The organism is Peribacillus sp. NPDC097198 (genome assembly GCF_044762055.1).
Taxonomy (GTDB): Bacteria; Bacillota; Bacilli; order Bacillales; family DSM-1321; genus Peribacillus.
Genome location: NZ_JBIWDO010000006.1, coordinates 291,723 through 313,116 on the forward strand (window position 1 = coordinate 291,723; position 21,394 = coordinate 313,116).

21 protein-coding genes and 1 pseudogene are annotated in these 21,394 nt (G+C 40.4%); 4 read left to right on the forward strand and 18 right to left on the reverse strand.

Annotated elements, in window-relative coordinates; genetic code table 11:
- The first annotated feature begins 85 nt into the window (after nt 1-85).
- Entirely contained in the window at nt 86-760 is a 675-nt protein-coding gene (locus ACIQXQ_RS13350) for a hypothetical protein (protein ID WP_402873672.1), read from the forward strand.
- A 49-nt stretch (nt 761-809) separates the two neighbouring features.
- On the opposite strand, the gene ACIQXQ_RS13355 is transcribed toward ACIQXQ_RS13350, so the two are convergent.
- The 12 genes and pseudogenes from ACIQXQ_RS13355 to ACIQXQ_RS13410 form a co-directional block, all read right to left on the reverse strand.
- Nucleotides 810-1,064, reverse strand: coding sequence for a sigma-G-dependent sporulation-specific acid-soluble spore protein CsgA (locus ACIQXQ_RS13355; RefSeq protein ID WP_402873669.1), 255 nt, complete (start codon nt 1,062-1,064; stop codon nt 810-812).
- Between the two features lie 117 nt (nt 1,065-1,181).
- Entirely contained in the window at nt 1,182-1,721 is a 540-nt protein-coding gene (locus tag ACIQXQ_RS13360) for a DUF2247 family protein (RefSeq protein WP_402958025.1), read from the reverse strand.
- 1 nt (nt 1,722) lies between these two features.
- Entirely contained in the window at nt 1,723-2,391 is a 669-nt protein-coding gene (locus tag ACIQXQ_RS13365; RefSeq protein WP_402958027.1) for a hypothetical protein, read from the reverse strand.
- Between the two features lie 877 nt (nt 2,392-3,268).
- The gene (locus ACIQXQ_RS13370; protein WP_402873928.1) at nt 3,269-3,718 is read right to left on the reverse strand and encodes a toxin-antitoxin system YwqK family antitoxin; all 450 of its coding nucleotides are present in this window, start codon (nt 3,716-3,718) and stop codon (nt 3,269-3,271) included.
- 83 nt (nt 3,719-3,801) lie between these two features.
- Nucleotides 3,802-4,210: pseudogene (locus ACIQXQ_RS13375) on the reverse strand (Imm50 family immunity protein).
- Between the two features lie 89 nt (nt 4,211-4,299).
- The gene (locus tag ACIQXQ_RS13380; RefSeq protein ID WP_402873660.1) at nt 4,300-4,818 is read right to left on the reverse strand and encodes an SMI1/KNR4 family protein; all 519 of its coding nucleotides are present in this window, start codon (nt 4,816-4,818) and stop codon (nt 4,300-4,302) included.
- On the reverse strand, nt 4,815-6,446 hold the full coding sequence (locus ACIQXQ_RS13385) for a ribonuclease YeeF family protein (RefSeq protein WP_402958029.1): 1,632 nt from the start codon (nt 6,444-6,446) through the stop codon (nt 4,815-4,817). The genes ACIQXQ_RS13380 and ACIQXQ_RS13385 overlap by 4 nt, the downstream gene beginning before the upstream one ends.
- 338 nt (nt 6,447-6,784) lie before the next feature.
- Entirely contained in the window at nt 6,785-7,390 is a 606-nt protein-coding gene (locus ACIQXQ_RS13390; protein ID WP_402958031.1) for an alpha/beta hydrolase, read from the reverse strand.
- Between the two features lie 21 nt (nt 7,391-7,411).
- Nucleotides 7,412-8,356, reverse strand: a complete 945-nt coding sequence (locus ACIQXQ_RS13395; RefSeq protein WP_402958033.1) for a ring-cleaving dioxygenase — start codon at nt 8,354-8,356, stop codon at nt 7,412-7,414.
- 137 nt (nt 8,357-8,493) lie between these two features.
- The gene (locus ACIQXQ_RS13400) at nt 8,494-9,477 is read right to left on the reverse strand and encodes a ring-cleaving dioxygenase (RefSeq protein WP_402958035.1); all 984 of its coding nucleotides are present in this window, start codon (nt 9,475-9,477) and stop codon (nt 8,494-8,496) included.
- A 232-nt stretch (nt 9,478-9,709) separates the two neighbouring features.
- Nucleotides 9,710-10,363, reverse strand: coding sequence for a 3-oxoacid CoA-transferase subunit B (locus tag ACIQXQ_RS13405; RefSeq protein ID WP_402958037.1), 654 nt, complete (start codon nt 10,361-10,363; stop codon nt 9,710-9,712).
- A gap of 27 nt (nt 10,364-10,390) precedes the next feature.
- Nucleotides 10,391-11,092: a CoA transferase subunit A gene (locus ACIQXQ_RS13410; RefSeq protein ID WP_402958039.1), complete on the reverse strand. Its 702-nt coding sequence runs from the start codon at nt 11,090-11,092 to the stop codon at nt 10,391-10,393.
- Nucleotides 11,093-11,226: 134 nt separating this feature from the next.
- Here ACIQXQ_RS13410 and ACIQXQ_RS13415 point away from each other — a divergent pair, with 134 nt between their 5' ends.
- Nucleotides 11,227-12,117: a LysR family transcriptional regulator gene (locus ACIQXQ_RS13415; RefSeq protein WP_402958042.1), complete on the forward strand. Its 891-nt coding sequence runs from the start codon at nt 11,227-11,229 to the stop codon at nt 12,115-12,117.
- Between the two features lie 104 nt (nt 12,118-12,221).
- Here ACIQXQ_RS13415 and ACIQXQ_RS13420 read toward each other — a convergent pair whose 3' ends face one another.
- Nucleotides 12,222-12,896, reverse strand: a complete 675-nt coding sequence (locus tag ACIQXQ_RS13420; RefSeq protein WP_402958044.1) for a nitroreductase — start codon at nt 12,894-12,896, stop codon at nt 12,222-12,224.
- Nucleotides 12,897-13,877: 981 nt separating this feature from the next.
- On the opposite strand from ACIQXQ_RS13420, the gene ACIQXQ_RS13425 reads away from it, so the two are divergent.
- Nucleotides 13,878-14,255, forward strand: coding sequence for an FAS1-like dehydratase domain-containing protein (locus tag ACIQXQ_RS13425; protein ID WP_402958046.1), 378 nt, complete (start codon nt 13,878-13,880; stop codon nt 14,253-14,255).
- 273 nt (nt 14,256-14,528) lie between these two features.
- On the opposite strand, the gene sfnG is transcribed toward ACIQXQ_RS13425, so the two are convergent.
- The 5 genes from sfnG to ACIQXQ_RS13450 all read right to left on the reverse strand — a co-directional run bounded on the left by sfnG (nt 14,529) and on the right by ACIQXQ_RS13450 (nt 20,101).
- Nucleotides 14,529-15,593, reverse strand: a complete 1,065-nt coding sequence (gene sfnG, locus ACIQXQ_RS13430) for a dimethylsulfone monooxygenase SfnG (RefSeq protein ID WP_402958052.1) — start codon at nt 15,591-15,593, stop codon at nt 14,529-14,531.
- Nucleotides 15,594-15,762: 169 nt separating this feature from the next.
- On the reverse strand, nt 15,763-16,890 hold the full coding sequence (gene ssuD, locus ACIQXQ_RS13435; protein ID WP_402958055.1) for an FMNH2-dependent alkanesulfonate monooxygenase: 1,128 nt from the start codon (nt 16,888-16,890) through the stop codon (nt 15,763-15,765).
- 111 nt (nt 16,891-17,001) lie between these two features.
- Nucleotides 17,002-18,189 carry an acyl-CoA dehydrogenase family protein gene (locus ACIQXQ_RS13440; RefSeq protein WP_402958057.1) on the reverse strand — a complete coding sequence of 396 codons (1,188 nt, stop codon included), beginning with the start codon at nt 18,187-18,189 and terminating at the stop codon, nt 17,002-17,004.
- 31 nt (nt 18,190-18,220) lie between these two features.
- Nucleotides 18,221-18,571, reverse strand: coding sequence for a hypothetical protein (locus ACIQXQ_RS13445; RefSeq protein WP_402958059.1), 351 nt, complete (start codon nt 18,569-18,571; stop codon nt 18,221-18,223).
- A gap of 87 nt (nt 18,572-18,658) precedes the next feature.
- Nucleotides 18,659-20,101, reverse strand: a complete 1,443-nt coding sequence (locus ACIQXQ_RS13450) for a 4-hydroxyphenylacetate 3-hydroxylase family protein (protein ID WP_402958061.1) — start codon at nt 20,099-20,101, stop codon at nt 18,659-18,661.
- Nucleotides 20,102-20,588: 487 nt separating this feature from the next.
- Between ACIQXQ_RS13450 and ACIQXQ_RS13455 the strand changes: the two genes are divergently transcribed.
- A complete protein-coding gene (locus tag ACIQXQ_RS13455; protein ID WP_402958063.1) occupies nt 20,589-21,200 on the forward strand; it encodes a TetR/AcrR family transcriptional regulator in 612 nt (203 codons plus the stop codon).
- The last annotated feature ends 194 nt before the right edge of the window (nt 21,201-21,394 follow it).

The window sequence follows — 21,394 nt, forward strand, 5'->3', positions numbered from 1 at the left end:
TTATCCCCCTTTAAAAATACATATTTTGGACGAGAGTGTATTTCGTATTTTGGTAAACAATAAGGAGCGAAAGGATGTGGATGAAATGTCATTAGAATGGTTTGACAGAGTATGTGGGGAATTGCAGGACCATCTTCAATCGATTTGTGATAAATACGATCGGATTGGCAGCATGACCGTGGAGCGAGGAGCAAAACATCCACGCATCGAATTTTATACAGAATTAGATGAAGATGAGCAGGAGAATTTTTGCGCCCTGTTTTTCGATCCGAAAAGTGAAGAATTTTATATGGAATCCTTCGACATCGATTTTGGGCAAATAAGCAAGGTGCTATTACCTGATATTGAAGATATCGTGGAGGCCGTCCATGAAACCTTCCATGCTTACATAGAAGGGGACGACGACGAATACGACTATGAACTCGATGACGACAATAATGGGTTGGAAATCGTGTCAGGCTCCATGTCCTATCCTTCAACAGGAAACGATGATTCTGAGGTATTCGAAATCGATGTTGAATGGGAAACGCCAGAAGTGACGGCTTATATAAAAGAAAACGAAGTAGAGGTCACCTATCAATTCGGAATCGTCCAGGAAACAGGTGATGGACTGCTGAGACGGGTCAATCGGATCTGGACAGAAGAAGACGATATTATTTTAAGAGATGAAACGAACTTCATGTTCAGTAAAGAAGAAGCTGGTACCATCATCTCGATGATTGCGAGTCATATGGATTCTCTGACTAGCATGGATGAATAGGCTAATAAGAAAACCTTGTCCGGTGAGCAACATGGACAAGGTTTTTTTCTCACATAATCAGTTGTTCATACACTTCATTTAATTGCGTATAACGTTCGGAATCCATCGCCTCTTTTGCATGCGCCATTTCCTTAGGAAGAATTCGGTTAAGAAGTTCTGATTCCTTTCCAGTAAGCTCACGAACGAGCTCCTTCTCCGAATGGAACTGACCATGTTTAATCTTATCGTAAATGTGCTGTGCCTCCGGGTGCTGATCCGTATAATTAGACAAGATCTCACGTAAGTAACCAATCGTGCGGTCCATCCAAACCACTCCTCTCCTGGATTAGTAATCTAAACTAGATTGTCCAGGAGCAGGGAAATCTATACAGGAATTTGGAGGGTATTGAGCTTAACTTGTGCTTTTCTATCAGTCAAAGTCCTAAATGGCAATATCATTTTGTAAGTATTGTTTTTCTTGGTTTAGAAAGACAGTAAATAAGTTAATTAATCTAACTTCATTCTCTTCTTTCGAGTATTGAGAAGGATTAAATCCGTCTTTAGGAGCCAGATAATGAATAAAGCTCTCCATGTCTTTTGGATAATCAAAGTCGGCATACACTTCAGCAACCTTGTTTAATAACTCCTCAAAATCATCTTGATATCTCATTTTTAAAGAATCAAGTATGCCAAATCTCCATTTTCTTTTTTCAAGATGGGAACGTCGGGAGTCTAAGTCCAAATCACTGATATCTGACTCTTTCAATATAGTTTCCAATAAGCTCTCGTAATCTAATTCATCTCCACCCCAAGCAAGCTGAATAATGTTTTGATTGCTAGTGTCTGGATAGTTAGTTAAATATTCGACTGCATAATCAGTTATGTCACTATATTTTATTACATCTAATTTTAATCCTATATATAATGTTCTCCAATCGTAATTAATTTTGTTTTGCTTGAAAATATCTACAGAAAAGTTCATTCTAATCACCCTTAAACATTATCCCTATTTCTTCAAATGAGTTTTGGCTCTCTCTTAATCCTTCTATATCATCTGTTCCTAGAACTTTAATTTCATTTCTAGTTAAGACAATATTACTCTCTTTCCTTTCAACCTTCCTCTTGTATAAAGATTCTAATAACTTGATTTGATCTTTTGACATCTTGTAATATTCACGCCAGGCATCTATTGCTGATGTGTAATCCAATAACTGATTTTCAATAAGATAACCACCATTTTGTACGAATTTCACTATCGTATCATTCGATGATACGCTATTAATATCCCCCCAAAATGCGGTAGTAATAGAAGGTATAGTTTTCCCATCATCTCCCTCCATCAATAGATATTGAAGAGCCTCATTTTCTGCCAACTCAATAATTTCTTGGGAAGCACCTTTAAAATAATCTACAGCTCTGTTGATATCTGTTCGAATAATATTTTCATTGCGAAAAGCTGCCACGATATGCTTTTCAGTAAAAGTCAGAGTCCCCCGCCCCCCTGAACCATCTATCATGCTATAATTCGAACCATCCCAGGAATGTTCATATGATAATTCAGGATATCGGGCTACCATAATAGCATGCGCTATCATTGCTACCATACAACCCTTCCATAGATTTTCTTTATTTAATTGGTCATTCCAAATCATTGCCATTCCCCTTTTTGTTCCTTATCCAGTTCCCCCTAAAAGATTTCTTTATTTCCTGAAGACTGATATACAATTTGAATATTAAACTCTCTTAATTGAGTATTAATCACTTCAGATGAACATAAACGCTTGCACTACAGAAATCTTTCCTCTACAGCTCAGTTTTAAGATAAAGCTTTAAACTTTTTATAATTTAAACTAGTAAAATTGCCAGAAGAATGCGATTAATTTTATAATAAATCCTCAGAAATACTGTGGATCAACCATTTTAGTCTCTCTTCATTCATTTTCCTCATGCCATATCTTTTAACGAATTCCTGTACATGTTCCCAGTTATTTAGTTGCTCTATTAAGTTTAGCTCATCTCTGAGTTTTTGATGATATTTAGTATTTTCGAACGAATTAAAGTGTTTTATTTGGTCAGTTAACTCATCATAGTTAACACTTGCGTTGAAATAGCATTCAAGAAAATACTTAAAGGTTTCAAGTTTTAATTCATCATTCAAAGTCACCACAACCTTTATTTGATCATCGGAAAACTAGTAATATTTTAACCCTAGCTCTTGTGTCGAGTCTCATACTAATACAACTCTAGAGTCCGTTACATTGTTTATAAATTTCAAAAATCTATCATTCCCATTATACATAAATTGGATTTCCAAAGATCTTTTTATATAGAAAAAACCGAACAACGAGTCACTTTTATATGAGTGTCATTGTTCGGGTTTAGTTAAGCCAACCACTTTATCTTTGTCATTTCACGTGAACCTAAAGGATAATAACGCTTACTATTCAAGCACCTTTAAAATAATCTACAGCTCTGTTGATATACGTTAGAATAATATTTTCATTGCGAAAAGCTACTACAATGTGCTTTTCAGTTTTTTCCCATATTGGAGAATCGATCAATAAGGGCTAATTCTTCTTCTGTTGGTGAAAATTTTTGTTTAATTATCTCCCCTTCTTTATCCCATTCGGTATACCTTAAACAAACACCAAATTTATATTCACCCTCATATTTTTTTTCGCCGCTTTCGTACCACATTCTCCTTAACCCCCTAGTTTGTCCTTTAATCATATAATCTATGGACTTCACCTTGCCATTGTTGTGAAATCTAACAAAATCACCTTCTAAAAATCCTTCGTTATAATAACTATAATAAGCCAATTCTCCGTTCTCATATAACTCGTAGGCTAGCCCATTAAAAGGTTTTCCTCCCTCGTCTTCAGGATTATCTAAAACTTCATCACTATATGAAGTGAACCAAAGTTTCTCATCAAAATCCGTTCCATGTTCAAGTACATATTTCTTATCTAAAATATCTATCTTATTTCCTATTTTTTCTCACCTCAGGAGCCCAATGTTCATTTACAACTTTCATTTTATCTTTTTTTAATTTCTAAGAATTTTTACGGTAACCCTATTAAGCCAGGAGTAACCTTTTCTACATTTACCCATTCCAAATTCGTATTTATTCTCAACCCATTATTCCCTTTTATTTCTAAATAATTATTCTCCATCTTACCTGAAAGATCAAATCGAGAAATTATATTATCATTGCCCCACCCTTTTATATCTAAGTTACTAATAGTTAAAAATGATAGTTGAATATAAACCACGTCCCAGTGGTCCCAACGCTTTGGCTTAGTTTTAACTTCTTCTTTCGTCATTAAAGTCATACGTCATTAAAGTCATAAATAAAATGGGGCCATCTCTTATAAGCTGAATATCTAATAGCTCTGCACCTTCGAATACAGGTATATTTCCAAATATACTAGTCAATGCTTGAGGATTCATGAATTTCTCTTCCATCATCATAAGTTCCACCCTCTTCTGAACGACTATAAAATGTTGATTTTAACCATTCGAATTGTATTTACCGCTATTTTTATAAAATCAGCAACAAACTAGCTTTTTAAAGCAACTATTTCTTCTCGATTATAATCAATCATCGCTAAAAAATATTCATTAAAATTTTCATATCTATCAATCTCTTCCCCAGCAAACCAAATTACTTTTCCTGGATATGGTGAATGGGGTAAACCTATAACAAATAAATCCTTATCATATTCGGTCGCGGCAATAGGTAACAACTGATTTCTAAGAAAACCACTTTCTTTTATAACGTCTTCTTCTATTGAATTTAATAATGAATTTGCATAATCCATAGCCTTAGATTTCTTTAGTTGCTCTGTCCCAAATAAATCAACTGTCTGGTAAAATCCCTTCCATCCATTTGCATATTTCAGGAAATCTCGATAAATGGAATCGAGTTTAAATCCTATTTCCATTTCAAGTTTAGCTATCTGTTCTTCAGTTGTCGCCACCTCCGGAAAATGGTGTGGCCAAATTTGTTTCACATCTTGTTTCATAATTTCCTGTTTTACTATAACCATTGCCGTTATTTTTTCTGTCCAATTATTCATTCGTCTAAATCCTCCTTAACAAACTTAAATTCTGTAGGTCTATAACCTATAGGATATTTTTTCGCTTGTCCTCCAAGACTCGTATTAACTTTAGGGTCAAGATCTAACCAACTATGTGGGTCAGGTTTTCCTCCCCAAGTTGTGTCAGGAACATGACCTACATGACCTTTATATGGAGTCCCACTCTCCGCGGCTCTCTTCCCTTCTAATCTTGCGGATCTGGACGCATCCTGTCTTAATTTTCCTTTAGTTGATATCCTTCCAGTAGGTGACAAAGCTCCATCTTGTAAAGCCTTATTTGAACCCTCAACATAAGCCTTAACTTGAGCTATTTGTTCTGCAGAAGCACCTGGAGGAGCTTTAACCTCTACTGGGCCAGTATTCGTATCATTATTTAATATACGTGAGTTAGGTCCATTTAATTTCATACCATTCTTCATGACACTACCCATGCCAATTATACCTGCGAGGGTGAAACCTTGTTCTCCTCCGGAATATTCATTGCCTAAGAGGTCCTTTCCGGTTAAATAGGCATTTGCTTCATTCGCACTGGTTAGACCATAGATTCCTTTTTCGGCTTGAGCCATCCATTTCATTGAATCAGCTGTTTTATAGGCGCTCATTGCATGCTCTGCAGCATTCATTGTTTTGGCTGTTTTATAAATCGCACTTCCGCCTTTGACAGCACGCCCAGCCCAACCAACGATGGGGATGAATCCGGCAGCGGCCATCGCGCCCGCGGCGATTCGTTCGGCTTCGGAGAGTTTACGGCCTGTGACGGGATCGACTCCCGTTGTCGCTCTTACTGAATCATAATACCCCGTGATTTCCCCTGTAAAGGTTTTTGTCGTGTCCCAGGCTTTTTCATACCAAGGGCGGTTCTCGAGTTCTTCCATTTCCTTTTCGAGTTTCCGTGCTTCCTCTTCTTGCTGCTTGAAGTCCCGGTATCCTTGCATGTTATCGGCCACTTCATCCTTCACTTGATAAGCTTGACTCGCTTGGAAGGCACTTTGGTTGAAGTTCATCGGAGAAACGGTGCCATCCTGACTGGTGGCTTCAAGTAATGCCTGGAAAAGACTAACGGCCACGCTTTCCTGGGCTTCGCTCACTTGGTATTCTTCTACTAATTTATTATCTACTTCCTGCACTTTCTTGATGGTATCGTTCTTTTCTTTTTCCGCCTTTTCCATTTTCTCATGGAAATCCTCTTGATCGAATACCTTTAGCGGAAGGATATCATCAATGGTCTGAAAAATCTTTTGGAGATCGGTGGACTGCTGGTTCACCATGGACTTGGCATTGGTGAGGCCATGGGTCACTTCTCCTTCTAAAAAAGGCACCTCGACCACGGTCTCTCCGGATAAGTCTGCTTCTTCCAAAATCGCCGGAATGCCTTTTAGAAAGCTGATCTGTGTCGTGAATAATTCGATCCAGGCATTGGCCACCTCTACTTGTGCCCGGTAAAAGTTCTTGATGGCTGTAGCCCCGGATCCGGCCAGTTCTTCATCCAAATCGACAATTCCCTGGAATTCCTTTTTCAGTGTCTCTACTTGCCCCAATAGGTCTTCATATTGCTTGGCCCGTGACTTGACCGCCGACTTCAATGGCTTTGCTTCAAAAATCGTCATAATGGCTCATCCCTCTGTAGGGAAAGGGGGATGGTGCTTTTCAAAAAATAAATCTGAGCTTTCTCCTGTCCTATATCCAAAAGAAACACCTCATTATTATTGGTATATTTTTCATATTATATAATTATAAGGAAGATAGTCAGGGAGATAAATAGGGATAAATATGCTAATTACCCGATTGACCAGGATATAATACTCACCTATCCACGAATATCACTAAGACTTTATACCCTCTCCGCATGTAATTTCAGATAGTAATAGAGGGTAATGAATGGGCCAAAATGGTTTGATAACACAAAAAATCCACCATACAAATCGTAGGTGGATTTTTTGATTGATTAATATTTTTCTTGATACCACTGTTTCGCGGCGTTCACTTCATTCATCGTTAATTGATGTCCGTTATTTTCCCATTTTACATCAACCGAGGCATGGGCCGCTTCTAGTAATTCTTTAAGGTCGATGGATTCTTGCTGTGGACAAATCGGGTCATTGACTCCGGCTGCGATGAACACGTTTGTACCTGTTAAATCAGGTAAAGCGATTCCACGTCTTGGCACCATCGGATGATGTAAAATCGCACCCTTTAAGGCATCTTTAAAGTGGAATAATAGGCTCGCCGCGATGTTCGCTCCATTTGAATACCCAATTGCAATGATATTTTGACGATCAAATGCATAGGTAGTGGACGCTTCATCCAGGAAGCTATTCAGTTCATTCGTACGGAAAATCAAATCCTCTTCGTCAAATATCCCCTCCGCCAAACGTCTAAAGAATCGGGGCATCCCGTTTTCCGATACATTCCCTCTTACACTTAGTATAGAAGCTTCTGGATCCACGATGTCAGCTAGCGGAAGCAAATCATTTTCATTCCCGCCCGTTCCATGTAAAAGCAATAAGACTGGTTTATTCGGATTCGTTCCTGGCTTAAAGATATGTTTCATTCTATATTCTCCCTTTCCTTATCATCTCACTTTATTGGGTGGTACTTGAATGGGAATCAGTGATTGAACGAGATGCTCACGTTGCTGCTCGAATTGTGGCGGCAACATAAGTTTCGTCCCCATCGTTTCAGGACTTTCGTCAATCGCGAATCCTGGCGGGTCTGTCGCGATTTCGAATAAGATCTTTCCTGATTCACGGAAATAAATCGCATCGAAGTAGTTACGATCCTTCACTTCGGTCACGTGCTGCCCATGATTCATTGCATACTCTTGCCATTCCAAGTGGTCGGCTTTGTCGTTCGCACGCCATGCGATATGGTGCACCGTACCGGCACCTATTGTACCTCGATCCCCTGTTACCATTTTCAAATCGATGATATTACCGATGTCAGCTAGAGCTCTGAACCGTGTATAATCGCCTTCTACACCCATCATTTCCAGACCTAGCACATCCGTCAATGTAGCGGCCGTTTCATCTGGTGCGCTTGAATAAAGGGTCGTGCCTCCAAATCCTTTTATCGCCACTTCCCTTGTCACGTCATCAACTGACCATGCATTCTCTTCACCCGCTTCACGAGCGACGAGTTCAAGGTGAAGGCCATGCGGATCGTCAAATTGTAAATATGTTTCACCGAAGCGCTTCACTTTTTCAAACTCCACATCATATTTCCGTAACCGTTTTTCCCAAAAATCAAGTGCTCCTGTTGGCACGACATATGACGTCACACCCACTTGTCCATCGCCAATCCGCCCCTGACGAGCGTTTGGCCAAGGGAAAAAGGTAATGATGGTCCCCGGATTTCCCCCTTCGTCACCGAAGTATAAATGATATGTGCCAGGGTCATCGAAGTTCACCGTTTGCTTCACCAAGCGTAAACCCATTACACCTGAATAAAAATCGATGTTTTCCTGCGGATGGCCGACAATGGCACTGATATGGTGAATCCCTGCCGTCTGTTTTTTCATCTTCGTTTCCTCCCTATTTTAGATGAATGCTGAGCACATAGTTCAAACAAATTGATTTAACCCATTTGCTCAACATTCTTCTTTTTTAAAACACACCATGTACACGTACTCCGTGCACATGGTGTGAACGGAACTGCTTACAAGTATTCTTTCTCAATCTTCATCGTACTGCGAACCGTATCGATTGAGCGGACCATCTTCTCAATTTGTTCCCGTTTTGGTTCTAAAAATGGCGGCAATGAAAGAATTTCACCCACCGTTTCATATGGCTCATCGCCCATGAATCCTGGACCGTCTGTTGCCCATTCAAACAGGATGCCAGGTGCGACGCGTGCATAAAGCGATTCAAAGAAGAAACGGTCCACATAGCCGGAAGTACTGAATCCGAAACTTTCCATACGGTCGATCCATTCCTTCAACACACTTGTATCTTCCACGCGGAAGGCTGCATGGTGCACCGTACCAAAACCTTGGCGTCCACGTGGCAAGACCGTATTATGTTCCACGATGACTTGTGCCCCATTCCCGCCTTCACCAACTTCAAATAAATGAAGCGACCCTTCTTTGGCAATTTCACGGAATGCCATGACTTTCTCCAGCACTTCTTTAAAATAGTCAAATTGGTCAACCCGTACATGAATCGGTCCCAATCCTGTAATCGCAAATTCAAGTGGAATCGGGCCCTTTTGCCATGGTGTACCTGAAGCCACGCCCTCATTCAACTCGTCTGAGACTAATTGATACTGTTGATCGTCAAAATCAACGAATGATAAAGACTTTTTCCCGAAAAGATCTTGAATGCCTGTATGTTTCACTTGTAGCTTGTCAAAACGTTTGACCCAATATTCGAGAGCGGCATCTGTCGTTACTCGGAATCCCGTTTTGAAAATCTCATTCGTACCATGCGTTCCTTTTGGAATACCTGGAAAATCGAAGAATGTCATGTCCGTTCCAGCACTTCCTTTGTCATCCGCAAAGAATAAGTGATAGGTTTGAATATCATCTTGGTTTACCGTCTTCTTGACCAAACGCATGCCCAATACGAATGTGAAAAACTCATAGTTTTTTTCTGCACTGCTTGTTATGGCTGTTACATGGTGAATTCCTTTAATATGATTCATCAACTTCCGCCCCTTTTCATCGTGCTTCCTGTTTCAATTTATCTTGAATTCGAGATATTATATAAAAAATAAATGAGATCTATTGACCCATTGTTCTTAATTAAAATATATTTAATTCGAGATAATAATATCACATATCTATATCTTCTGCAAATGATTTTTGCCTTACACACAATCCTAATTCCCCTTCAACATGCAAAGAGAAAATTAGGATTGACACAAGTCCACACTTTTAGTTGTTAGCTAAACATTCAGGTGCCACAGAAAAATGGGCTTCCGTCTTTTGTTTCACTTCTTCTATGGAAACATCTCCTTGCGTCTCGATTAGCACCATTCCCTCAGGGGTAAAATCAAACACGGCAAGATCGGTGATTAAACGATGCACAACTTTTTGACCAGTCAATGGCAGCGAACATGTTTTTTTGATTTTCGACTCTCCATGTTTGTTCACATGTTCCATAATCACGACCACCCGCTTGGCCCCATTAACGAGGTCCATCGCACCGCCCATTCCTTTCACCATTTTCCCGGGAATCATCCAGTTGGCCAAATCCCCTGTTTCAGATACTTCCATTCCCCCAAGGATGGCAAGATCGATATGGCCGCCACGAATCATGGCGAACGATTCTGCGCTATCAAAAAAGGCCGATCCCGGAACGGCCGTGACCGTTTCTTTCCCCGCATTGATCAAATCCGGATCTATCTCCTCTTCCCGTGGATATGGACCAATGCCAAGCAAGCCATTCTCTGATTGAAGTAAAACATTGAAATCATCCGGGATCTCATTGGCAATAAGTGTCGGCATCCCAATGCCCAAATTGACATTCATGCCGTCTTCAATTTCCACAACCGCCCTTTTTACGATAACCATACGTGTATCCTTCATCATCAGACACCCCATTCCCATTAAATTTTATCCTTGTGCAACCGTCCGCCGTTCGATTCGTTTTTGATAATTGGACCCAAGCAAGATCCGCTGTACATAAATACCTGGTGTATGAATTTCATCGGGGTCCAATTCACCTGGTTCGACGATCTCTTCTACCTCCGCAATCGTGATTTTCCCAGCCATCGCCGCAAGTGGATTAAAATTCCGCGCTGTTTTACGGTACACAAGATTTCCAAGCGTGTCGGCTTTCCACGCTTTTACAAGGGCAAAGTCCCCAACAATTCCTCTTTCCAAAAGATACTTCTTGCCATCAAACACCTTCGTTTCCTTTCCTTCTTCTATAGGTGTACCGACGCCCGTCGCTGTATAAAAACCAGGGATGCCTGCCCCACCAGCCCGGATTCGCTCCGCCAGTGTACCTTGAGGCGTTAATTCGACTTCGAGTTCCTTACTCAAGTATTGCTGTTCAAATATTTTATTTTCCCCCACGTAAGATGACACCATCTTTTTTATCTGCTTATTCTGAAGCAACAGCCCCAGTCCCCAGTCATCGACGCCACAATTATTACTGACAACCGTCAAGTCTTTCGTGCCTTGCTCCTTCAGTGCCTGTATGGCATACTCCGGGATGCCTGAGAGTCCAAAACCGCCAACGATTATAGTGGAACCGTCCTTAATATCTGAAATCGCTTCCAAAAATGAATGGATCACTTTTCCTTTTTTCATATGGTCGCCCCCTTTAATATCGTAAATATTCTGAATAATCTTCTTGTTTAAAGTTTACATTTATATTTCCTATAAGTAAAATACATAAATAGAATATATTGTATGAAAATAAAGAATAAATAGGAGAAATAACGATGGAACTACGAGACTTACAATCTTTTATCGAGGTTGCGAACCATAACAGTTTTACAAAAGCTGCCGCCCATTCCTACTTGTCACAACCCTCACTTAGCAAAGCCATCAAAAAGCTTGAACAGGAGCTTCATGTTGAACTGTTCGATCGATCTACAAGGCACCTCCGTTTGACCGATGCTGGACGGATCGTCTATCAGCAAGGTCAAAAAGCGCTACAGGCCTTGTCAGAATTGGACGTCCTATTAGATGACCTCAAAGACATTGCGACAGGGGAAATTAAAATCGGGATGCCCCCTCTGATCGGTACCCTTTTCTTTCCGGGAATCGCCCGTCGTTTTCACCAACAACATCCGAATGTCTCAATTGAATTAGTTGAACTTGGCGCCAAGTTGATTGGTCAACTTGTCGAAGATGGACGGATTGATCTTGGGCTCGTGGTCATGCCAGCGAATGAGGCAAAATTCGACATCTACCCGTTCATTCAGGATGAATTCGTTTTATTTGTCCACGACGACCATCCGCTCGCACATCAATCATCCGTCTCCTTGACCGAACTAAAAGAAGAAAAGTTCATCTTATTTACGAAGGACTTCACTTTGCACGACTATGTGATACAAGCATGCGAAGAAAATGGCTTCAGTCCCATCATCTCGTACCAAAGTTCACAGTGGGATTTAATCGTCGAACTGGTCTCATCCAAGCTGGGCATTGCATTATTACCGAAATTGATATATGAAAAGCAAACCAACAGTGATGTTAAAATTATCCCGATTGAAAACGCCACACTCCTCTGGAAACTCGGGATCATTACAAAGAAAGGGTCCTATCACTCGTTTGCAGTGAAAGAGTTATTGAAGGTGTTGGAGATGAAAACGGATGGGGTTATGTAGGGAAAGGGAGCTAAGTTCTCCTTCTTCAAGAAACGATTAATTTCCTACTCACTATAAAAAGGGCGTAATCCACTTAATCGTTGATTACGCCCTTTCTCGTTAGTCTAGTTATGCAAGGTTACATTGGATTCGATGGGGTCACGTCCCACACGAAAACTATTTACCTTTGCTTCTTGATCAGGATAACCAAAGGAAATGCCAAACAATAACTTCTTGTCATCGGATACACCAAGTACTTGGCGTACCGTGTCAGCGTGAAAGCCCAAGATTGTCTGAGGAACACTTCCTATCCCGCGTGCAGTCAGTGATAAAAGGAACGACTGAGCATACATGCCAATATCAGAAGCGACACGCACATTATCTCCAAATGAAGGCATGAATAGGAACGCAACATGCGGTGCATCGAAGAATGATAGATTTCGCATGACTTCCTTTTGACGGGCTTCGTGATCCTCCCTAGCTATCTGCAATTCCCCATAGAATGTTTGGGCCTGTTCTATTTGTCGTTCAGCATAACGTCCATAATAGTGATGTAAATCAAATGTAAAATCGGGCGTGGCTTGCCCTTGTTCGCTCGTATTTAAGAGGGCCTTCTTCAATTCCTCTTTCTTTGCACCTGAAACGATATGAACATCCCAAGGCTGAGTATTGCAATTCGATGGGGTAGCTTGAGCATCCTCTAGAATTTCACGAAGAACTTCTTCTTCAACAGGTGTAGAAAGAAATTGACGTATAGATCTTCGACTGCGTATAACTTCTTGAAAAGAATGATTATCCAACAAACACCTCTCCTTTAGTATGAACTTCCAAAGCCGTTAATTATTACAAGATAACCCTGTATATTCATACTAAATGAGAATTCATTTATTCTCAAACATCCTGTTTGATGGGCTATCGCTTAAAGTCCATTCTTTCTATTAAGAAATGGATAGATACATATGTACTAGGTTTCCTATTATACAATTAGTAAAAATGTTTATCTTAATACTTGTATATCCTCTACTAATTCCTTATGAATTCTTCTAAATAATAGATTCCATGTGCACATACCATACCTATTATTAGATGTCTAAATTTAAAGTCTTCTTTTTCCGATGCTCTCAGTCTATTCATTAAAATAATTAATATGGATATTGTTAAAATCATTAATGAAAAAATATGTGTATCCGTATATTTAGCATCAGTATTTAAAAGAAACAACATGATTAAAAAGTAATAAAAAGTCGGTTTGCCCTTCACCTTTTTCCTTCCTTCCCATTCAATTAAACTCTTAACCTTCTCTTCCTAAACAAAAAGAAGACTGCTCATTAACAGCCTTGATTTGAAGCTATTCCCCGTAAGACCTATTAGACAGTTTCCTTTTATTCATAAAGCTTCTTGGCTATTTCATCAAGAGTTCTGGATATGTTTGAAAGTACTATTAGAATATGGACAGGAAATCCGATTGCAAGTCCTACTAATGGAGAAAAAGGTCCAGCAAAAAAGAGTGCGATAAGAGTAGGTATTAAATACACAGAAATAATTAGTACTTTCAAAATACATCACCTTTTTAGTTAATTATAACATGGTATTTCGCTACAGAACTCGTTTAGTAAGCTGATACCTCCTTCCTTACTACCTTCATCGTACTGGTCATGAACGGCAAGGCAGTGGAAGAAGGATTTGTATTTTTCATCCCGAATATATTCCTTAGCGATCTAACAAGAAAGGAAGTTCAAAAAGAGATATTCTATCAAAAAAACTTTCCGGGGGAGATTTATATGTCTTTAAAAGCAGGAGATATCATTACGTTTGAACGGACGTTTACAGTGAGGGATGTTGAATTATTCACGGAGATTTCGGGGGATGAAGGGAATCATCACATAACCCCAGATGAACAGGGGAGGCTTGTCATTCAAGGGTTATTGACGGCTACCTTACCAACAAAAGTAGGTGGGGACCATAACGTACTGGCTCGCACCATGAATTTTGAGTTTATACGACCTGTATTTACGGGGGATACAATAATGTGTGAAGTTCAAATCGATCAATATGAAAGGCAAGAAAATAATAGAACAGCCCTTATGGCATTTTTCTCATGTAAGAATCAACATGAAAAAGAAGTGTTAAAAGGAGCTTTTTTAGGTATCATCCTTTGAACCTTTCTTAAACTAGGGGCTTAGTAAAATGATAAATAAAATGAATCCATTTCGAATGGATCGAAATGGATTCATTATTTACCAATTGCCGGACTTAGTTCCATTACTCTGTCATTCATTTATGCTTCTTTAAATACCTCTTTATCATTCGACCACGAATCGGATTAATTCAACCATGCAAGCTGATTATTCAACCACGCCAGGCACTAATTCGACCACTCGACTTAATTTATAAAAGAGCAGAATAGTCTAGCCCGTGGAAGTTTGCTATTCTCAGGCAAATACCAATTCTTTTTCTCTGACCATAGGGATGACCTTTTCACCGAAGGCTCTCAAGTCTTCTTCATAGTGAAGAAATCCTGTCAGCACGATATCCACACCGATTTTTTTCAGTTCCATAATCCGGTCCGCTACTTGTTCAGCTGTTCCGATTAGTCCTGTCTTAAATCCGTCATTATATTGGACAATGTCTTCAAAGGTGGATTCAGCCCACATTCCTTTTCCATCGGGAGAAGCTGCCCCTGCGGTTTTGACTGATTTTCTAAACCCTTCCACCGCTTCTCGATCCGCATTTTCGACAATATCCCGCAACACTTGTTTTGCCTCTTCTTCTGTATCGCGGACAATGACAAAACCATTCACGCCAAACTGGATGTCGCCTTCACCATTCGCCTTTCTTAGCGCCTTTACTTCCTCAATTTGTTCTTTTATTTTTTCAAGGGTTCCGCCATTCATGAAATAGACATCCGATACGCGTCCGGCCATTTCTTTGGCAGCTCGAGAATTTCCTCCTTGAAAGATTTTCGGAGGGTTAATAGGTTTTGGTTTTAAGGGCGTGTCGTTCAATCGGTAAAAGTCGCCTCGATAATTAGCCTTTTCTTGTGTCCACATTTCCTTGAGAACCTCGATAAATTCTTCAGAACGACGATACCGTTCGTCATGATCCAACCATGGTTCTCCATAGCCATGGAATTCCCCTTTAAACCAGCCGCTGACGATATTGACAGACACACGCCCGTTACTAATATGGTCAATCGTCGAGATGATTTTTGCCATTACACCTGGGTGCCATAAACCAGGCAACACAGCCGTTATGATGTTCAGTTTGTTCGTCACAGCGGCAAGAGCTGAAGCAAGAGTAGCTGCTTCTAATTGGTTCTCAGCCCCGTAACTTGCGAAAAACCTTGTTTGCAATAGCACATAATCAAAACCAATTTCTTCAGCCATTTGAGCGTAGCGTTTATTATCTTCAAAAGACCAACCTGTTTTTTGTGGGATCTGAGAAACGACTAAGCCCCCGCTAACATTTGGAGCCCAATAAGCAAATTGTAAACTCATCCTTTTTCCTCCTTTATATTCAGAAATCAAAAGGCCCTATCAACATCCCAAAGGAAAGGAATCGATACGAGCCTCTGGTCGTCCAGTGGGCACTATTAAAAAGTGATGTAGTGTAAATGTTATGAACCTAGTAAGAACATCAATGGAGATTCTTTCTTCCAAAGAATAGTTATTTAACAGCAGCCGGCTTGATGTCACCGCCGAATGGACTAAGGAATGTTTTTTGATTAGAAGTATCCTTCCTTTCAATTGGCAACCTAGGGAATAATAATTCCGATACGGTATAGGCTTCTTCTAAATGCGGGTAGCCTGATAAAATAAAGGTTTCGATGCCTAAATCAGCATATTCCTTCATACGCGCCGCTACCGTATCCGGATCTCCTACAAGAGCCGTGCCGGCACCTGTTCGCACTAATCCCACTCCTGCCCATAGATTAGGGCTTACTTCTAATCGGTCTCGGTCTCCTTCATGTAGGCTCGTCATCAAACGTTGACCTTCCGAATCCATCCGCTTAAATACTTTTTGTGCTTGTGCAATGGTTTCGTCATCCACGTGTTCAATAAGCTTATTCGCAGCTTCCCATGCTTCCTCTTCTGTTGGACGAACAATCACATGAAGTCTTATTCCGAATTTCAATGTTCTTCCTTGCTTAGCTGCAAGTTCACGCATTTTATTGATTTTTTTCTCCACTTGAGCTGGTGGCTCTCCCCATGTTAAATAGACATCAACATGTTCTGCTGCCACATCCATGGCAACGGGCGAAGATCCTCCAAAATAAAGGGGCGGATATGGTTTTTGCACCGTAGGGTATGGTAATTGTCCCCCTTCAATTCGTAAATGGTCACCTTTGAAGCCTACCTCTTCTTCTTCTGCAAGTAATTGTCGCCAAATGGTTAAAAACTCATCAGTTAGCTCATACCGTTCATCATGATCTAAAAAGACACCTTCTCCTGCCATTTCTACAGGATCGCCCCCCGCTACCACATTAATTAACAACCGACCATCAGAAAACCGATCTAATGTGGCAGACATACGTGCGGCAAAGCTTGGTGACATTAAACCTGGGCGTACAGCTACAAGGTATTTTAGATTTTTTGTTACAGGTACAAGTGTAGACGCCACAATGAATCCTTCTTCGCATGTTTTTCCTGTTGGAATTAACACCCCTGTATAGCCTAGATCATCAACCGCTTCTGCAATTTGCTTACAATAGTTATATGTGGCAGGACGAGCGCCTTCACTATTATTTAATTGACGAAAGTCACCGTTTGTAGGGATAAACCAAAAGATTTCCATTTATTAATCAACCTCTTTCTCTAAAATCAAGTTTTATTTAACTGGTTTTACTGTTTCTTCTTTTGGTAGACGCTTCAGTAAATTCTTTAAAAAGCAGTTGTTACATACTATTTAAGAATAGGGGGTAATCTCAGGTACCTGACCATTTAAAGCCCAGTTTCCGAGATCCCGAACTTTGTATTCAATCGGATCATGCAAGGTGTGCGTCCTTACATTACGCCAAAATCGGTCAAATCCATACTGTGCTGAAGTGGCCCTTGCTCCCATGACCTCAAACATGCGACTTGTCACCTCTAATGCCGTTTTTGCAACGGAAGCCTTAGCCGTTGCAATCATGATCCCACATTCACCTCGCTCCTGTTCTGTTAGTGACCACTCATTGTCCCACGCTTCTTGTAATGCCACTACCGCATTTTGAGCCAATGCTTCAGAAGCTTTTATCTGTATGAAGAAGTCCCCATAGTGACGAATGGTATAGGGGTCAAGAGTTGCTTGCTCAACACCGGAAGTCAACCAAGGGCGAGAAACGCTTCTGGTGTACTTTTTGGCTTCTTCAAACGCTCCTTCCGTCACACCAAGGAGAACCTGAACTAAAATCGTCTGAGCAATATGTGTTCGTAAAGTGGGAAAGAAGCCATCCTGATGGTGTTCGTAAAAACTCAGTACTTCCTCTTTTTCTAACCGCACATCATTGAACATAACGGTTCCGCTATCTGTTTGACGTTGACCGAAGCTATCCCAATCGCCCCCGACAACTATGCCTGTTCGTTTAGTCGGAATAACGGCAATAACAGGCCGTTCATGTTCCGGGCTTTTGGCTGAGATAAGCAGTCGGTCCGAGTCTGTGGCACCGGAACAAAAGGATTTCTTTCCATTCAATCGCAATGAATTCCCTTCTTGTCTTACTACTAACCCCTCGTCACGTGGATTAAAGGCATTGCCCCAGAACCAATCATGTTCGGCTGTTTCTCTATAAAGCTTTTCCTTCTGCTGTTCAGTTCCGTATAAATGAACCGACGTCAGGCACAAAAAGTGGTAACCGAATAAATGAGCCATCGAGCCATCGACTTTAGCCAGTTCACGGGTTATTCGAAAAATGGTTTCCCAGTTCTCACCATGTCCCCCCAAATGCTTGGGAACGTTAAGAGAGAGTAATCCACTTTTGCGAAGTAAATCACGTTCCACTTTTGCCGTTCCACCTTGTTTATCTCGTTGAACGGCAGTTTTTGCGAATTCATTTGCTAATGATTGGGCGATTTTAAGATAATCCAGTTCTGTTCCTTTTTCAGCTATATTCATGAATGAGGATCCTCCTTCAAATGGACCAGATTTAAATCATATATTTATTGGTTTCCGTTTCCTTCATAAATTCGTTGAGCTTTTTAGTTAATCCGCCATTCCCGAATCGTATATATTTATGGCGGTCATCTTTCGCATTCTCTTCTGATACAAAGTCCAAAAAGGCTAGAAGATAGATTCGACGGTGAATAATATTAACGATTCCATCATGATGAAACCATTTATCTATCGTGTTATACACCCCTTTATTCACCCTATATTGCTGCTGACACAATAGAAAAAACTCGATATCCGGTAGGTTAAGATACTCGCTTTTTTCCAGATTTCTCTTTTGTAGGGGATGTTCAGAAAGTTCGAATATGCTTAATTTCTCATCATTCATACTGAATGCTCCTTAATCATTGTTGGTTTAGAACGTTTACTAGCAAGACTATGATGGACGGGTTCAATCTCTTTAGCTTACTTCCCCCTACTTACTTGTTTCCCATAATAACCGCCAAATCGGCTCCGTGAAGGAAGCGTGGTCTGCTTCACTATACTGACTGGCAAAAGCACGAACGGGATCTCCCGCATAGAATCGTTCATACAGTTCATGCCGGGACCCTAAAGGACTCCCAATTAAATCCCAGGCCAGTTTAAATAACTGTACTTTTTTCTCCGCACTGACCGTCTTTCCTTCAAAGTAGTGTTGCATGTGGTTTGAAATCACTCCAAAGAAATCTTCGAACCTGGAGGGAACCTGAACAAATCCCCCACCGCCTATTTGTTGTAAAATCTCGATGGCCCTCGGGTAAAAACGGGTTCCGATGTTTCGAGCTGTATGGATATAGGATAGGTTTGGTACTAGCACTCCCGCCTCATCCGGCTTAGCTTGAACTTCTGAGGCAATCACGAGTGCTTTCATGGTATCAATCTGGGTAAGCAGCTCACCAAGTTTTTCCTGCACATGCAAATATTCATTCACACCTATTGCCTCCGCTACCGCAAAGGCCACCCCCGTCACGAATTCCAGCTTTGCCACGTACCGAACAATATTCTGATGAAAAGCAAGGGAATTAGCCGTTTCGTTGGCTCGAAGTGCTAATACATTCTCTGAATTGCCATGAAGCAAGACCCTTTCCCAAGGAATGAAGACATCATCGAAAAATAGCACGGAGTCCATTTCGTCATATCTAGCACTTAAAATATGGTCGCTTTTCCTCAGATCAGCAAAGGATTCGCGACAAACAATATGAAGACCCTTGGAGTTTGCTGGAACAATCAGAACATGTGCGTGTTTGGTCTGTTCCGGTTTGAATTTCAGAAAGGACGAGATGATAAAATCATGGGCATAGGGAGCACCCGTCGCAATCATTTTTGCACCGCGCACAATCATTCCATCACTTGTTTCTCTAACAATATGGAGAAACCTGTCTGCCACTCTGACATCCTCCAGACCACTCGAGCGATCAATTTGCGGATCGACAATGGCAGTTGTTAAGAACAAATCATGATCCCTTGCCTCTGTATAGTAAGCTGTGATCTTCGATTCAAAATGGGGATCAAGAACACCCAATTGCTTCCTGGCCGCATACCATCCCGTAATCATGGATCGTGCATAATCAGACAACCTGCTCATCATGCCATGAGTCTCTTTAGACCAATAATGAAAGGCCCGGCTACGCTTTTGTAAATCTTCTTGTGTATAGGGGACTAAAAATGAACTATGTGCATATGACTCTCTATCAGGCAATTTAAACCCAACGTTGTCTCTTTCTTTGGGATCATCGAGCATATTAAAGAGATGTGTAATGGTTTCGAGCGTTCCTTTAAACGCGGGATGCCCGGCCAAATCGGTTAACTTTTCCCCTTCAAGTAATACGCTACGTTCATCATTCAAGCTTTGAATAAAGCGATCTCCTCTGCTCAGCACTTACGAACCTCTTTTCATCCAAATTCAATCAAACCGTAAGCATACAAAAAACCAGACACCTTTATTGTTTGCTTAAAATCAGGGGATTCAAGCTTACATAAAAGTCTCTGGTAGTCCAGTCGACATATAAAATTAGACAAGTTCTAACATACACCCATAAATCACATGAATAAAATCGGAATTTGATATTTATTATAGCAAGACTCCACTCCGTTGCAACAAACAATTAAGGCGTTTTTGACGTTTAGAGGACAGTGAACAACGAAATGTTCGATTGAGTAAAGTAAAACCACATTATGATTTATATTGTATTTTTCATGTTCCATCCGTTCTGGTCCCTGCTCCAATCACAAATATAACAATTCCTATTGATTATATATGAATTGATGGTCTATTATATTAATACAACATTGATACAATAAAAGCATAGAGGCGTCAACAAACGATAATCACTTTACGTTCTACTTTCAATCTTTAGGAGGAAAAAATGGAAAGCCATCAACCGATTACAGATCGTCGAATCATCCGGACTCGTGAAGTCATCTATGAAACCGTTATTTCTCTACTATCCGAAAAGGAATTTTCACGAATATCTGTCAAGGACATCACCAATCAAGCCAATATCAGCCGTTCTACGTTTTATGCACATTATCAAGACAAATATGATTGGCTAGATAAAACGGTCCAAGAAAAATTATCAGAATTAAAAGAATCCTTGGTGAATTCAATGGATAATCATGGAAATGACCAATCTAACCTTGAAATGGCTGATCCCTACTATGAGTCTTTCTTTGAAAATATAGCTATAAATCAAAAGTTCTACCACACCATGTTCACTAAAATAAAATCCGAAGAATTTCTTCAAAACCTATATAAAGTGATTAGGGAGAACCTTTACCTTCGCATTTCAAACATGAGTAAGGAACAAAGATTATTGGTCCCCTTAGATATATTGCTTGATTATAGTAGTTCATCCATCATAGGAATCACAAAGGTATGGGTGGAAAAAAACATGATTTACAGCCCTCATTACATGGCCTTACAATTAACTCGTTTAGCGATTGTCAGCCTTTATAGAGCAATGGGCAAAGTGAATTAAATGCTTTCTTAAAATAATGAATATCGGATAGAACTCTTAAAACATACCAAACAAGTAGCCTTTTCAAAAGTCCCTTTTTCAAGTGAAAAAACGCAAAAGAAATAACGACCACCCGTGATAACGGGTGGTTTTCTCTGCGGCTGAAAGCCTTTATTACTGACCAGGCCCTAAAGGGCCCCTGATTGGTTCGCCAA

Coding starts and splice junctions, on each gene's coding strand:
- ACIQXQ_RS13350 (WP_402873672.1), top strand. CDS start 86: ATGTCATTAGAATGGTTTGACAGAGTATGTGGGGAATTGCAGGACCAT.
- ACIQXQ_RS13355 (WP_402873669.1), bottom strand. CDS start 1,064: ATGGACCGCACGATTGGTTACTTACGTGAGATCTTGTCTAATTATACG.
- ACIQXQ_RS13360 (WP_402958025.1), bottom strand. CDS start 1,721: ATGAACTTTTCTGTAGATATTTTCAAGCAAAACAAAATTAATTACGAT.
- ACIQXQ_RS13365 (WP_402958027.1), bottom strand. CDS start 2,391: ATGATTTGGAATGACCAATTAAATAAAGAAAATCTATGGAAGGGTTGT.
- ACIQXQ_RS13380 (WP_402873660.1), bottom strand. CDS start 4,818: ATGAATAATTGGACAGAAAAAATAACGGCAATGGTTATAGTAAAACAG.
- ACIQXQ_RS13385 (WP_402958029.1), bottom strand. CDS start 6,446: ATGACGATTTTTGAAGCAAAGCCATTGAAGTCGGCGGTCAAGTCACGG.
- ACIQXQ_RS13390 (WP_402958031.1), bottom strand. CDS start 7,390: ATGAAACATATCTTTAAGCCAGGAACGAATCCGAATAAACCAGTCTTA.
- ACIQXQ_RS13395 (WP_402958033.1), bottom strand. CDS start 8,356: ATGAAAAAACAGACGGCAGGGATTCACCATATCAGTGCCATTGTCGGC.
- ACIQXQ_RS13400 (WP_402958035.1), bottom strand. CDS start 9,477: ATGAATCATATTAAAGGAATTCACCATGTAACAGCCATAACAAGCAGT.
- ACIQXQ_RS13405 (WP_402958037.1), bottom strand. CDS start 10,363: ATGAAGGATACACGTATGGTTATCGTAAAAAGGGCGGTTGTGGAAATT.
- ACIQXQ_RS13410 (WP_402958039.1), bottom strand. CDS start 11,092: ATGAAAAAAGGAAAAGTGATCCATTCATTTTTGGAAGCGATTTCAGAT.
- ACIQXQ_RS13415 (WP_402958042.1), top strand. CDS start 11,227: ATGGAACTACGAGACTTACAATCTTTTATCGAGGTTGCGAACCATAAC.
- ACIQXQ_RS13425 (WP_402958046.1), top strand. CDS start 13,878: ATGTCTTTAAAAGCAGGAGATATCATTACGTTTGAACGGACGTTTACA.
- sfnG (WP_402958052.1), bottom strand. CDS start 15,593: ATGAGTTTACAATTTGCTTATTGGGCTCCAAATGTTAGCGGGGGCTTA.
- ssuD (WP_402958055.1), bottom strand. CDS start 16,890: ATGGAAATCTTTTGGTTTATCCCTACAAACGGTGACTTTCGTCAATTA.
- ACIQXQ_RS13440 (WP_402958057.1), bottom strand. CDS start 18,189: ATGAATATAGCTGAAAAAGGAACAGAACTGGATTATCTTAAAATCGCC.
- ACIQXQ_RS13445 (WP_402958059.1), bottom strand. CDS start 18,571: ATGAATGATGAGAAATTAAGCATATTCGAACTTTCTGAACATCCCCTA.
- ACIQXQ_RS13455 (WP_402958063.1), top strand. CDS start 20,589: ATGGAAAGCCATCAACCGATTACAGATCGTCGAATCATCCGGACTCGT.